The organism is Herpetosiphonaceae bacterium, from assembly GCA_036374795.1.
Taxonomy (GTDB): Bacteria; Chloroflexota; Chloroflexia; order Chloroflexales; family Kallotenuaceae; genus LB3-1.
In genome coordinates this window covers 1-15,003 of sequence record DASUTC010000312.1, presented here as the reverse complement: position 1 = coordinate 15,003, position 15,003 = coordinate 1, and the positions used below count along the sequence as shown (strand labels likewise).

At 65.1% G+C, this 15,003-nt stretch carries 4 protein-coding genes; all 4 read left to right on the top strand.

The features are described from left to right. Nucleotides 1–3 precede the first annotated feature (3 nt). Entirely contained in the window at nucleotides 4–3,417 is a 3,414-nt protein-coding gene (locus VFZ66_24280) for an amino acid adenylation domain-containing protein (GenBank protein ID HEX6292327.1), read from the top strand. A 93-nt stretch (nucleotides 3,418–3,510) separates the two neighbouring features. Then, nucleotides 3,511–4,560, top strand: coding sequence for a TauD/TfdA family dioxygenase (locus tag VFZ66_24275; protein HEX6292326.1), 1,050 nt, complete (start codon nucleotides 3,511–3,513; stop codon nucleotides 4,558–4,560). An 18-nt stretch (nucleotides 4,561–4,578) separates the two neighbouring features. After that, nucleotides 4,579–8,679, top strand: coding sequence for an amino acid adenylation domain-containing protein (locus VFZ66_24270; protein HEX6292325.1), 4,101 nt, complete (start codon nucleotides 4,579–4,581; stop codon nucleotides 8,677–8,679). Continuing rightward, nucleotides 8,676–15,003: amino acid adenylation domain-containing protein (locus tag VFZ66_24265; GenBank protein HEX6292324.1), on the top strand; the 6,328-nt coding region annotated here is incomplete at its 3' end. The genes VFZ66_24270 and VFZ66_24265, both read left to right, overlap by 4 nt.

The following is a 15,003-nucleotide window of genomic DNA, read 5'->3' as shown; positions in this document are numbered from 1 at the left end:
GATATGAACGATCTAGCGACGCGATTGGCTGAGCTGTCTCCCGAACAGCAGACACGTCTGGCGCAGACGATCCGGCAGCAGCCAGGCACGTTTAACGCCTTTCCCGTATCATTTGCCCAGGAGCGCCTCTGGTTTCTCGACCAGCTCGCACCGGGCTTGCCGCTGTACAGCGTGCCGATCGCCGTCCACCTGAGCGGCTCGCTTCAGGTCGCTGCGTTCTCCAGCGGCCTCAACGCGCTGATTCAGCGCCATGAGTCGCTGCGCACGACGTTTCTGGCGATCGACGGCGAGCCGATCCAGGTCGTTGCGCCAACGCTTCAGATCGCGCTGCCAGTCGTCTCGCTGATGCACGTGCTGTCGAGCGAGCAGGCGGCTCAGGTGCAACGGCTGGCCGTCGAGGCAGCGCAGCAGCCATTCGATCTGGCGCAGGGACCGCTGGTGCGCGCGACGTTGTTCCAGATTGCGCCCACGGAGCATGTCTGCCTGCTGCTGCTGCACCACATCATCTGCGATGGCTGGTCGCTGGGCGTGCTCCTGCGCGATCTCGCCGCCTGCTACGACGCAGCCCTGGCTAGCCGCGCTCCGACGCTGCCGGAACTGCCGATCCAGTATGCCGATTATGCCGTCTGGCAGCGCCAGGCGCTCCGCGATGCCGTGCTTGAGCGGCACCTGAGCTACTGGCGGCAGCAGCTAGGCGAGGCTCCAACACTGCTAGAGCTGCCGACCGACTACCCGCGCCCGACGTCGCTGGCGTTTCCCGGAGCGGCACACCGCTTTGAGCTTACGCCGGAGGTGGTCGCAGGACTCCATGCGCTCAGTCGTCAGGCGGGCGTGACGCTCTTTATGACGCTGCTGGCGGCCTTTCAAACGCTCTTGCTGCACTATACCGAGCAGACCGACCTGCTGATCGGCACGCCCATCGCGGGACGGCGGCGGGTCGAGACTGAGGGGCTGATCGGCTGCTTCGTCAATACGCTCGTGCTGCGCGCCGATCTCAGCGGCGATCCAGGCTTTCGTGCCCTGCTCCAGCGGGTGCGCACGACGACGCTTCAGGCGTACGCGCATCAAGATCTGCCGTTCGAGCGTCTGGTAGCCGAGCTTCAGCCGGAGCGCAGCCTGCACTATGCGCCGCTGATCCAGGTGATGTTCGTGCTGCATAACATGCCGCTGCCACCCCTGGAGCTACCTGGACTGACGATGCGCCGCCTGCCGGTGAGCACCGGCGCGGTGCAGTACGATCTCACGCTGAAGCTGGAAGAGGCCGATCACGCGCTGGCAGGCGAGATCGAATATCGCTCCGATCTCTTTACCGTGGAGACGATCAGGCGCATGGCCGGGCATTTTCAGACCGTGCTGAGCGCGCTGCTCGCCGACCCTGACCGGCGGATTGCGGAGGTCGCGCTGCTGACGAAGGCCGAGCGCCAGCAGCTTCTTGTCGATTGGAATGCGACGCAGGCCGCGTTTCCTCAGAGCCGCTGCCTTCACCAGCTTGTCGAGGCGCAGGCTGCGCGCGCACCCGCTGCTATCGCTGTGGTATGTCACGATCAGCGGCTCACGTACCGCGAGCTGAACGAGCGCGCGAATCAGCTCGCGCATCACCTGCGCCGGTTGGGCGTCGGCGGGCGCCCTCAGGGCGAGGTGCCGGTGGGCGTCTACCTCCATCGCTCGCCCGATCTGATCGTGGCGCTGCTGGGCATTCTTAAGGCGGGCGGCGCGTACGTGCCGCTTGATCCGGTGTATCCCGCCGAGCGCATTCGATTCATGCTTGAGGATGCCGGAATGCCGGTGCTGCTCACAGAAGAGCGGCTATCAGGCGGGATCGCCGTGCAGGGCGTTCAGATCGTTCGCGTCGATGCCGACTGGGAGCGGATCGCCCAGGAGCGCGCCGACGATCTCTCCGGCGATGTCACGCCTGAGAACCTGGCGTATGTCATCTATACCTCCGGCTCGACCGGACGGCCCAAGGGTGTGAGCTGTCATCACGCGGGAGTCGTCAACCTCTTGAGCGATTTCACGGGCCGACAGCCGATCATGGCGGGCGATGCCTGTAGCTGCTGGACCAGCGTCAGCTTCGATGTGTCGGTCTATGAGATCTGGTCCGCGCTGATCGCTGGCGGCGCGCTGCATCTCGTGCCCGACGATGTGCGCGCCGATGGACCGGCGTTTCTCGCCTGGCTGGCGACGCATCGTATCCGGAGCGCGTACGTGCCGCCGTTTCTCGTGCAGGATCTTGCGAGTCGGCTCGACCAGACGGCAGCGTCCTTCGCGCTGCATCGGCTGCTGGTGGGCGTTGAGCCGATCCCGGAGCGGCTGCTCGCGGCGATCAGCCACCGGCTGCCTGAGCTGCGCATCATCAACGGGTATGGCCCGACCGAAGCGACGATCTGCGCGACGCTCTATGATGTGCCGCCCGGCAGCACCCGCGCCGGTTTTACACCGATCGGTCGTCCCGTGCAGAACAGCGAGATCTACCTGCTGAATCGCCACCTGCAACCTGTGCCCGTTGGGATGATCGGCGAGGTGTATATCGGCGGGGTTGGGCTGGCCTATGGCTATCTCAACCAGCCCGCCCTGACCGCCGAGCGGTTCATCCCGCATCCCTTCGGCCAGCCAGGACGCCGACTCTACCGAACGGGGGATCGTGCCCGCTATCTGCCGGATGGCAACATCGAATTTCTGGGCCGCAGCGACCACCAGATCAAGCTGCGTGGTTTCCGGGTCGAGCCGGGCGAGATCGAGGCGGCGCTGCGCCAGCACGAGGCGGTGCGCGATGTCGTCGTCATGGTTCGTGAGGATCGCCCTGGTGATAAACGGCTGGTAGCGTACGTCGTAGAACAAAGAGCGGGCGCCATGCTGGTGCCCTTTGAGCATGGGCGCACAAGCGAGCAAACGGACAACCGAGAACCTGGAACTCCGACCTCAGAACTGCGCACCTATCTCAAAGATCGCCTGCCCGACTACATGGTGCCGAGCGCGTTCGTCTTCCTCGATGCCCTACCGCTTGCGCCCAGCGGCAAAGTAGACCGGCGCGCGCTGCCCATGCCGGAGGCGACACGGGACGCCACACAGACGTTTGTCGCGCCGCGCACGTCGGTCGAGATCGACATAGCAGGCATCTGGTCCGAGGTCCTCAGCGTCGCGCAGATCGGCATCCACGACAACTTTTTTGACCTGGGCGGTCACTCATTGCTGGCGACACAGGCCATAGCCCGGCTACGCGCTCGGTTTCAGGTGGAGCTTCCCGTGCGCGCGCTCTTTGAAGCGCCGACGATCGCCGAGCTTGCGGTCGCGATCGTTCAACGGCAGGCGGCGCAGCTTGACCAGGCCGTGCTCGCGCAGATGTTAGCGGAGCTAAACGAGCTTTCGCCCGATGCCGTGCGGGCGCTGCTGAGCGGCGACGCCCCAGGCGACGTATGATCGATAGCGAGAACTAAGAAGAAATCAAAGCTCGAAACTTGAAACTTGAAACTTGAAACTCGAAACTCGGAACATGGTCAGAAGGAGATCGCGATGAGTCAGCCACCTAAGAAACCGGATATTAAGACCTTGGGCGTGCTCAAGCGCCAGACCGTAACGGTGTCAGAGCACCACCTGATCAGGACGAGTCACCTCTGGACCGGCGAGACGCTTCCGCTGGTGATCGAGCCTGCCGTGGATGGGCTTGACCTGCGCGCCTGGGTGGCGAGTAACCGAGGATTTATCGAAAGCCAGCTTTTGAAATTCGGCGGCATCCTGTTTCGGAATTTCCAGATTCGGACGGAGACGGAGTTCGAGCAGTTGATCACCGCCGCCTCTGGCACGCCGCTGGCGTACAACGACCGCGCCACGCCCCGCAGCCAGATCACCAGTCATATTTTCACGTCAACCGATTATCCAGCCGATCAGCAGATCGAGCTGCATAACGAAAGCTCCTACGCGCATACCTGGCCGCTCAAGATCTTCTTCTTCAGCCAGATCGTCGCGGCAGAGGGCGGCGCAACGCCCATCGCCGACTCGCGCCAGATCGTTGCGCGGATCGATCCGGCGATTCGGCAGCGCTTCATCGAGAAGCAGGTCATGTATGTCCGAAACTTCGGCCAGGAGTTCGGCTTGCCCTGGCAGACCGTGTTTAACACGACCGATCGCGCGACGATGGAAGCGTTTTGTCGCAGCGCCGATATTGCGGTTGAGTGGAAAGACGAGCAGCGTCTCAGAACGCGCCAGATTCGCCCGGCGGTTGCCAGACATCCAAGCACCGGCGACATGGTCTGGTTCAACCAGGCAACGGCGTTTCATGTTTCGACGCTGGCAGCGGCCACCCGCGATCTGCTGCTCGGCGAGTACGCGCCGGACGAGCTGCCGAAGAACGTGTTTTATGGCGATGGGACGCCGATTGAAGATGACGTGCTCGATCATATTCGCGCGATCTACCGGCAGGCAACCGTCGCCTTTCCGTGGCAGCCGGGGGATCTTCTGATGCTCGACAATATGCTGGTGGCGCATGGTCGCGCTCCATTCGTCGGGCCGCGCAAAGTTCTCGTAGGCATGGCCGAGCCGTGCAGTTGGCAGGCGGTCGCCTAGCGCTGTGGAGCCACAAACGTGCAGATACTAGAAGGATTGCGACTCTCGCCGCAGCAGCAGCATCTCTGGCTGCTGCACCAGATCGACGGGAGCGGGCCGTATCGCTGCCAGTGCGCGGTGCTGATCGAGGGGCAGCTCGATCTGCCGACGCTTCAGGCTGCGCTGCGCGACGTGGTTCGCCAGCACGAGATCATGCAGACCACGCTGCGCCGGCTTGTCGGCATGAGCCTGCCGCTTCAGGTCGTGACGCCCGCCGACATCCAGCCCCTTGAAACGCACGACCTGTCGCGCTCCGATCCGCGCGAGCAAGCGCTGCGCCTGGCTGCCCTGTCCGATGCGCTGAAGCAGGAGCCGTTCGACCTTGAGCACGGGCCGCTGCTCCACGCCGCGCTCGCGGCGCTCGCGCCACGCCGACATATGCTGCTGATCGGCGCGTCTGCGCTCTGCACGGATGCGATCGGGCTGGATCGGCTGGTTGAGCAGCTTGGCCGCCGCTATGACGCGCATCGAGGAAACCAGCAGCCAGCGGACGAGCCGATCCAGTACCTCGATCTGATCGAGTGGCAGCATGAGCTGCTGGAGTCGGAGGATGCCGCAGCCAGCCGCGACTACTGGCGGGCGCAGCAGGACGCCGCGCCGCTGAGCGTGACGCTGCCGTTCGAGCAGCCGCCGCCGGACCCGCAGGTATTGACCCCGCAGGCAGTGCCGCTGACGATCGATCCCGACCTGGCAGAGCGGCTCGCGGCGCTGGCGCAGCGCTATCAGGCGCGCCTCGCCGATTGCCTGCTGGCCTGCTGGCAAATCCTGCTGTGGCGACTCACCGGCGAATCGGCGATGCGCGTCACGGTCGCGGTCGACGGTCGCTCCTACGAAGGGCTGGAGGACGTGGTCGGCGTCTTCGCCAGGTATCTGCCGATCCGCTGCGATCTGACGCCCGGCAGCCAGCTTAGCGAGCTGATGGCGCAGGCGGCGCAGGCGTGCGACGAGGCGCGCGATCGACAGGAATATTGGAGCTGGAAACACCTCGTGCCAGCCGACGACGCGGCCCAGTGGTCGTCGTTCTGGCCGATCGCGTTCGACTATCACGAGCAGGCAGGCGGCTATCGCGGCGCGGATGTGACGTTTTCTGTCGATCAGCGCTATGCCTGTCTCGACCGCTTCAAGCTCAAGCTGAGCTGCACGCGCCGCGCCGATGCGCTGCACGCCGAGATCCACTACGCGACGCATATCATCGACGCGCTGGATGCGCAGCGCCTGGCAGAATCGTTCCAGGCCCTGCTGCTGAGCGTGACCCGCGATCCAGCAGCGCCGATCAGCGCGCTGAACATCATCGGCAGCCGCGAGCGTCAGCAGCTTCTTGCCGCGCTCGATGCGACCCGCACGCCCTACCCGGAGCATCTGACCGTTCATCAGCTTTTTGAGCAGCAGGTCGCGCGCACGCCCGATCACCCGGCGGTGGTCTTTGCGGATCGCCATCTGACGTATGCCGAGCTGAATACGCGGGCCAATCAACTGGCGCGCTATCTCCTGCGTCTCGGCCTCGCAGCGCGTGAGGCGCTGGTCGGCATCTGCGTCGAGCGCTCGTTTGATATGCTGGTGGCGCTGCTGGCGGTACACAAGGCCGGAGCCGCGTACGTGCCGCTCGACCCCGACTACCCGCGCGAGCGGCTGGCCTTCTTGCTCGACGACACGGGCATCGGCGTGCTGCTGACACAGGAGCATCTCGTGTCGCTGATGCCGCCGAACGCGCCGCGCCTGGTCTGCCTCGACGTGGGGTGGCCGAGCATCGCGCAGGAAGCCGCCGACAACCCGCAGCGCGACGTGCAGCCTGGCGATCTCGCCTACGTGATGTACACCTCCGGCTCGACCGGGCAGCCCAAGGGCGTGATGATCGAGCACCGCAGCCTGGTCAATTATCTGTGCTGGGTCAATCGTTCATTATTCGCCACGCACGTGCCGTGGCTCCCGCTGGTGACAAAGCTGACCTTCGATGCCAGCCTGAAACAGGTGCTAGCCCCGCTGCTCCGTGGCGGCACGACCTGGGTGCTGCCCGCAGATAGCGCCATGCACCCGCCCGCGCTGGCGCAGGCGCTTGCCACGCGAGACACCGTCGCGCTGAACTGCGTGCCCTCGCTCTGGTCGGCGATCCTCGATGTGATCGAAGCGGATCGCACGATCCTGCATCATGCCCGACTGACCGATGTCTTCGTCGGCGGCGAGCAGCTACGTCCCGATCTCGTCAGGCGCAGCTTTGATCTGCTGCCGCAGCTTCGGCTGTGGAACCTGTACGGCCCGACCGAGACAACGGCTAACGCCAGCGCCGCGCTGATCGCCGACGCCAGCGCCGTGACGATCGGCCAGCCGATCGCCAACATGCAGATCTATGTCCTCGATCCGCGCCTGCAACCGCAGCCGATCGGCGTGCCGGGCGAGCTGTATATCGGCGGGGCGGGTGTGGCGCGGGGCTATCTCAACCGGCCCGACGGGACCGCCGAGGTTTTTCTCCCCGATCCGTTCGGCGGGTGCTATGCCCAAAGGGCACCCGGCGTGTCGGGCGCGCGGCTCTACAAGACCGGCGACCTCGCGCGCGTTCGCTCGGACGGCGCGATCGAGTTTCTGGGCCGCAGCGATCAGCAGGTCAAGCTGCGCGGCTACCGCATCGAGCTGGGCGAGATCGAGGCCGCGCTGATGCAGCATCCCGGCGTCGAGCAGGCCGTGGTCGTCCATCGCGCAGACGCCGCAGGGCACCAGCGGCTGATCGCCTACGCGGTACCGCGCCAGCGCTACCGGCCAACCATCGAGGGCCGCCCGCGCTATCCGCTGCCCAATGGCCTGGCGATTGTGCAGCAGAACAAGAACGAGACGGAGTATCTCTACCACGAGATCTTCGAGAAGCAGAGCTATCTTCAGCACGGCATCACGCTGCGCGACGGCGCGTGCGTCTTCGATGTCGGCGCGAATATCGGCCTGTTTACGCTCCTGGTGAGCCAGCAGTACCAGGACGTGCAGATCTATGCCTTCGAGCCGATCGGTCCGATCTTTCAGGCGCTCCGCATCAACGCCGAGCTGTACGCGGCCAACGTCCGATCGTTTCAGATTGGCTTGTCCGCGACGGAGACGACGGCGGACTTCACTTTCTATCCGCGCTACTCGATGATGTCGGGCCTGGCAGCCTACGCCAATCCCGACGACGAGGTTGAGGTCGTCAAGCAGTATTTGCTCAACGAGCAGCAGAGCGGAGCCACGACGACGCTGCTCGATCATGCCGAGGAGCTGCTGGAAGGACGCTTCAGCGGCCAGATCGCGACGTGTCGGCTGCGCCGTCTCTCGGACGTGATCCGTGAGCAGGCGGTCGAGCGGATCGATCTGCTCAAGATCGATGTGCAGCGCGCCGAGCTGGATGTGCTGCATGGCATCGACGCGGAAGACTGGCCCAGGATCGCGCAGATCGTGATGGAGGTCCACGACGCTCCCGGCCAGCCATCCGAAGGGCGTCTTGCCGAGGTGACAGGCATGCTGGAGCGTGTTGGCTACACGGTGGTCGTCGAGCAGGATGAGCTGCTCAAGCACACCGATCGCTACACGCTCTACGCCGTACGGGAGCAGCCCCGCCAGCCGATGCCCGCGCGATCATCGGTGGAGCGCGCATATCCGGCACCGCTACATAGCAGCGACCTGCGCCAGTTCTTGAACCGGCGGCTGCCGGAGTACATGGTGCCGACCACGTTTGTGCTGCTGGAGTCGCTGCCGCTGACGCCCAACGGCAAGCTCGACCGCCGCGCGCTGCCGGAGCCGGAGCAGGCGCGCGCCAACCTCGAAGCGTTGTATGTCGCGCCGCGTACGGCGCTCGAAGAGCAGATCGTTGCGATCTGGGCCGAGGTCTTCAAGCGCGAGACAATCGGCGTCTACGATAATTTCTTCGACCTCGGCGGGCATTCCTTGCTGGTGACGCAGGTTGTGGCCCGGCTGCGCGCCGCATTCGATGTCCAGCTTCCATTGCGCAGCATCTTTGAAGCGCCCACCATCGCTGGCCTCGCCGCAATGATCGCCCGGCGGCAGGGCCAGAGCGACGCTATCGCGCCCACCACAGCAGTTGAGTCAGAAACGAGAGACGCATGAACGATCTCCTAGCACAAATCGCCGATCTTTCTCCTGAAAAACGCCAGCTCCTACTGCAACGGATGCAGCAGAAACAAGGAACGGTGCCGCAGCAGCAGATCCTTCCTCAGCCGCGCCACGGCAACATCGTTCCCGTCTCCTACAGCCAGCAGCAGCTCTGGCTGCTCGATCAGATCGAGCCGGGCAATCCCGCATTTCATATCGCCGCGAGCGTCTATCTGCGCGGAAAGCTCGACCGTCGCGCGCTTGAATGGAGCATCAATCAGATCATCCGGCGGCATGAAAGCCTGCGGACCACCTTCGACGGCGCGCGCGAGGATCGAACACCGGCCCAGGTGATTGCGGCGGAGCTGTCGGTGCCGCTGTCGGCGATCGATCTTCAGGTGTTTCCCAGGGGTGAGCGTCACGCGCTCGCCCGACGCATGAGCGACGAAGACGCCGCGCGTCCGTTCGACCTGCGGCGCGGCCCACTGGTGCGCGCGACGCTCTTCTGCGTCGATCCGCACGAGCATCTTTTAGCGCTCACGATGCATCATATCATCGCGGATGGCTGGTCGCTGGGCATCTTTATTCGTGAGCTAACGCTGCTCTACCCGGCGGCGATTGCGGGCGCGGAAGATGCAGCCACGAGCGGCATCGCGCTGCCGGATCTTCCGATCCAATACGCCGACTATGCCCTCTGGCAGCGCGCATCGATCGCGGGCGCTCACCTGGACGAGCAGCTTCGCTACTGGACGCGCCAGCTCGCGGACGCCCCGCCGATCCTTGAGCTGCCGACCGACCACCCGCGCCCGCCGATGCAGACCTTTCGCGGCGCGCGTCAGTCGTCGCTCTTGCCGCCAGCGCTTACGACAGCGCTAACGGCGCTCAGCCAGCGCGAAGGCGCGACGCTGTTCATGACGCTGCTGGCGGCCTTCCAGATCTTGCTGGCGCGCTACACCGGCCAGGATGATATTGTGGTCGGCTCGCCGATTGCGGGGCGCAACCGAGTGGAAACCGAGCGCGTGATTGGCTGCTTTGTCAATACGCTCGTGCTGCGGACCAACCTTTCGGGCAGCCCCGGCTTCCGCGAGGTCGTGCAGCGCGTCCGCAACGTGTGTCTTGAGGCTTACGCGCACCAGGAGCTTCCCTTTGAGAAATTGCTGGAACACCTGCAACCGGATCGGGCGCTGAGCCACACGCCGCTGTTCCAGGTCTTCTTCAATATGCTCAACTTGCCCGACAGCGTGATCGAGCTGCCGGGGCTGACCGTCGAGACGGTGGCATCCGACGAGCTTGGCGCGAAGTTTGATCTGACGCTCTATGTGCAGGAGCAGGCCGGTGGAATCGCTCTGAATCTGGTCTATAACGCCGAGCTGTTCGGCCCGGCGCGCATGGCTGCGCTCCTGCAACAGTTCGAGCAACTCCTGACGCACGCCGTCGAGCAGCCCGACACGCCGATCGCCGCGTTTTCGCTGGTGACGCCTGGCATGCGGCGGGTGCTGCCCGACCCGACCATCCCACTCGATCCCACCTGGGAGGGCGCGGTCCACACGTTGTTTGCCGAGCACGCGCGGCGCGTGGGAGCGGCTCTGGCCGTCGTCGATCGCGAGACGACCTGGACGTACGACGCGCTTGATCGGCGCAGTAATCAGCTTGCGAACGCGCTCCTGGCGCGTGGAATGCAGCGCGGCGATGTCGTCGCGATCTACGCCCACCGCAGCGCGGCGCTGGTCTGGGCGCTGCTGGGCGTGCTCAAAGCGGGCGCGGCCTTTACCATGCTTGATCCCGCGTACCCCCCCGCGCGGCTGGTCGACTACCTGCGCGTGGCACAGCCCAGGGCGCTGATTCAGCTTGAGGCGGCGGGCGAGCTGCCGGAGGCGCTGGCGGCGTTCGTCTCGACGCTGGGCTGCTGGACGTTGACGCTGCCTGAGCGGGCGGAGATGGCTCACGCGCTGCTGGCATGCTCGGAGGACGATCCGGCGGTCGTCGTCGGGCCGGATGACATCGCCTGTATTGGCTTCACCTCCGGCTCGACCGGCCTGCCCAAAGGGATTCTTGGTCGGCACGGCCCGCTGACGCACTTTCTGCCGTGGCAGCGGCAGGCGTTCGGCCTCAATGCGGAGGATCGTTTTTGCCTGCTCTCGGGCCTGGCGCTCGATCTGCTCCAGCGCGAGATCTTCACGCCGCTGTGCATCGGCGCTGCCGTGTACATTCCCGACTCGTCGGATATTGCCACGCCCGGACAGCTTGCCCGCTGGATGCAGCAGCACGCGATCAGCCTGATCTATGTCACACCGGCGATGGCGCAACTGCTGACCGAGCGACCGCAGGGGTTGGGTGCCGCGCAGCCCACGTTGAGCGCGCTGCGCTATGCGTTCATCGGCGGCGATATGCTGACCAGGCAGGACATCGCGCGGCTGCGCGCCATCGCGCCCACGGCGACTGTGATCAACTCCTATGGCGCGACGGAAACACAGCGCGCGGTTGCCTGGTACGTCGTGCCCGGCGAAGAGCGTCCGGAGGCGCTGCGCGAGCGCTCAAAAGAGACGCTCCCGGTCGGTCAGGGCATTCCCGACGTGCAACTGCTGATCGTGAACCAGGCAGGCAGCCTGGCCGCGATCGGCGAGGTCGGCGAGATCCATTTTCGCAGCCCGCATCTCGCCAAAGGCTACCTCGGCAACGATGCGCTGACGCAGGAGCGGTTTATCGCCAATCCGTTCACCGGACAAGCCGACGATCGCTTGTACAAAACCGGCGATCTCGGTCGCTACCTGCCCGATGGGACGATTGAGCTGCTGGGCCGCGCCGACCATCAGGTGAAGATTCGCGGCTTTCGGATCGAGCTGGGCGAGATCGAGGCCGTGCTCAGCCAGCATCCAGCGGTCGATGACCGGGTGGTGCTGGCGCGTGAGGATCTACGTGGTGAAAAACGGCTTGTCGCGTATGTTGTACCACGCAAAGAACCGGGTGCCCTCTGGGCGCACAAAGAAGCAGATTCAGAAGAATCGTGTTCTTTGTTCTCGGTTCTTGATTCTGCCGCCTTGCGGCAGCATGTCGGCGCGCGCCTGCCCGCCTACATGGTGCCGAGCGCGTTCGTGCTGCTCGACGCGCTGCCGGTGACACCCAACGGCAAGCTCGATCGCAAAGCGCTGCCCGTGCCCGACTGGTCCCGATCGGACCTGGCGGACTCGTTTATCGCACCGCGCACGCCGCTTGAGGCCGAGGTTGCCGCGATCTGGGCCGACGTGCTGAAACTGGATCGAGTCGGCATCCATGATAACTTCTTCACGCTGGGCGGTCACTCGCTGCTGGCGGTGCAGTTGGTCGCGCGGCTCCGCGATCGATTCGGGGTCGAGCTGCCCTTGCGCAGCCTGTTCGAGATGCCGACCGTGGCCGAGCTTGCCGCTGCTATCGCGCAGCGCACGGCTGAGCATCAGGCCGCTGCCCCAGCCACGAGCCAGATACCGGCGATCCAGCCGGATCGCGCGCGGCGCTACGAGCCGTTTCCGCTCACCGACATTCAGCAGGCGTACTGGATCGGGCGGAGCGCGGCGATGGAACTGGGCAACATCGCCACCCACATCTACCTCGAAGTCGAGAGCGACGCGCTGGATCTGGCACGTCTGGCCCACGCCTGGCGGCGGCTGATCGAGCGCCACGACATGCTGCGGGCGATCGTGCTGCCGGATGGTCGGCAGCAGATTCTGGAGCAGGTGCCGCCTTATGAGATCGAGATGCTGGACCTCCGCCCGCACGAGGCGTCGGTACGGGCGGCGCAGCTTGACGCCGTGCGCCAGCAGATGTCGCATGCCGTGCTCCGGCCCGACCGCTGGCCCTTGTTCGAGATTTGCGCCTCGCAGATCGACGATACGCAGATCCGGCTGCATATCAGCATCGATATGCTCATCGCCGATGCCTGGAGCCTGCGGCTGCTGATCGGCGAGCTGGCACAGCTCTATCGTGATCCGCAGCGCGTGTTTGCGCCGCTTGAGCTGTCCTTTCGCGACTATGTGCTGGCCGAGCGCGTGCTCCATGACTCCGAGCAGTACCGGACGGCCCAGGAGTACTGGCGCAGGCGCTTGCCGCTGCTGCCGCCGCCGCCGGAGCTGCCGCTCGCAAAACAGCCTGGCACGATCGCGCAGCCTCGATTTGTGCGGCGGAGCAGCCGGCTGGAGCCCGATCGCTGGCAGCGGATCAAGGATCGCGCGACGCGGGCGGGCCTGACAGCTTCGGCGGTGCTGCTCGGCGCGTTCGCCGATATGCTGGCGACGTGGAGCAAAACGCCGCGCTTTACGATCAATCTGACGCTGTTTCATCGTCTGCCGCTTCATCCGCAGGTCAACGACCTCGTCGGCGACTTTACCTCGGTCACGCTGCTGGGCATCGATCACGGCAGCGCGCTGCCCTTCGAGGAACGGACGCGGCAGATTCAGCAGCAGCTCTGGGACGATCTCGAACATCGCGCTGTCAGCGGCGTCGCGGTGCTGCGTGAGCGCGCCCATAGCCAGGGCGACGTGCTGAGCACGGCGATGCCGGTGGTCTTTACCAGCACCCTGAACCTGATGCAGCCAGCCCAGGAAGCGTCGCAGGTACAGACCTTCGGCAATGTCGTCTATAGCAGCGGCCAAACGTCGCAGGTCTGGCTCGATCATCAGGTGACGGAAGATCGCGGCGCGCTGGTTTTCAACTGGGACTCCGTGGACGAGCTGTTCCCCGCCGATCTGATACAGGAGATGTTCGACGCCTACTGTGGTCTGCTGCACCAGCTTGTGGACGACGAGGCGCGCTGGCAGGCGACCGCCCGGCAGCTTGTGCCGCCTGCGCAGCTTGCACAGCGCGCGGCGATCAACATGACCGACGCGCCCGTGAGCGACGCGCTGCTGCACACCCTGTTCGTCGAGCAGGTTCATTTGCGACCCGATCAGCCCGCGGTGATCGCTCCAGGTCGGACGCTGAGCTACCAGGAGCTTGACCGCCGCGCGCAGCAGATCGGCCAGCAGCTCCGCGCGCACGATGTGCGGCCCAACACGCTCGTCGCGGTGGTGATGGAGAAAGGCTGGGAGCAGGTCGTGGCGGTGCTGGGCGTGCTTCAGGCGGGCGCGGCCTACCTGCCGATCGATCCGAGCCTGCCCCAGGAGCGGCTCTGGCATCTGCTCGATCACGGCCAGGCCGCGATCGTGCTGACGCAATCCTGGATCGAGCAACGGCTGACTTGGCCGCCGAACCTCCAGCGCATCCCGGTCGATCGGCAGCCGCCTGCGTCGCCGGACTTCGTGCCATCGCCAGCGGCGCAGCAGCCCGACGATCTGGCCTATGTGATCTATACCTCCGGCTCGACCGGGCTGCCCAAGGGCGTGATGATCGATCATCGCGGCGCGGTCAATACGATCCTCGACATCAACCGGCGCTTCCAGGTGAATGCCCGTGATCGCGTGCTGGCGCTCTCATCGCTGAGCTTTGATCTATCGGTCTATGACATCTTCGGCACGCTGGCGGCAGGCGCGACGATCGTCATGCCCGACGCGCGATCGGCCCTCGATCCGAGCCATTGGGCAGAGGTGGCCGTGCGCGAGCACGTGACAATCTGGAATTCGGTTCCGGCCCTGATGGAGCTGCTGGTCGAGTACGTCGCCGAGCGGCCTGCCCTGCTGCCCCACGACCTGCGGCTGGCGCTGCTGAGCGGCGATTGGATTCCGGTGTCCTTGCCCGAACAGATCAAAACCTTGCTCGGCGGCACGCAGGTGATCAGCCTGGGCGGCGCGACCGAGGCATCGATCTGGTCGATCGGCTATCCCATCGAGCAGGTCGATCCGGCCTGGAAGAGCATCCCCTATGGCCGTCCGCTGGCAAATCAGCAGTTTCATGTGCTCGACGAGCAGCTTGAGCCGTGTCCGACCTGGGTGCCCGGACAGCTCTATATCGGCGGGATCGGGCTGGCGCAGGGCTACTGGCGTGACCCGGAGAAAACAGCGGCCCGCTTCATCACGCATCCGCTGAGCGGCGATGGGCTGTACTGGACCGGCGATCTGGGACGCTACCTGCCTGACGGCACGATCGAGTTTTTAGGCCGCGAGGATTTCCAGGTCAAGATCCAGGGCTACCGGATCGAGCTTGGCGAGATCGAGGCCGCGCTGCTGGAATATCCGGGCGTGCGGTCGGCGGTGGTCACGGCTACGGGCGAGCGGCACGGGAATAAGCGGCTGGTCGCGTATGTCGTGGTAGAACAAGGGAACAAACGGACAGGTGAGGGCCTCACCGCAAGCATCCGCGCCCACCTCAAAGATCGATTGCCCACCTACATGGTGCCGAGCGCCGTGGTCGTGCTGGATGCGCTGCCGCTCA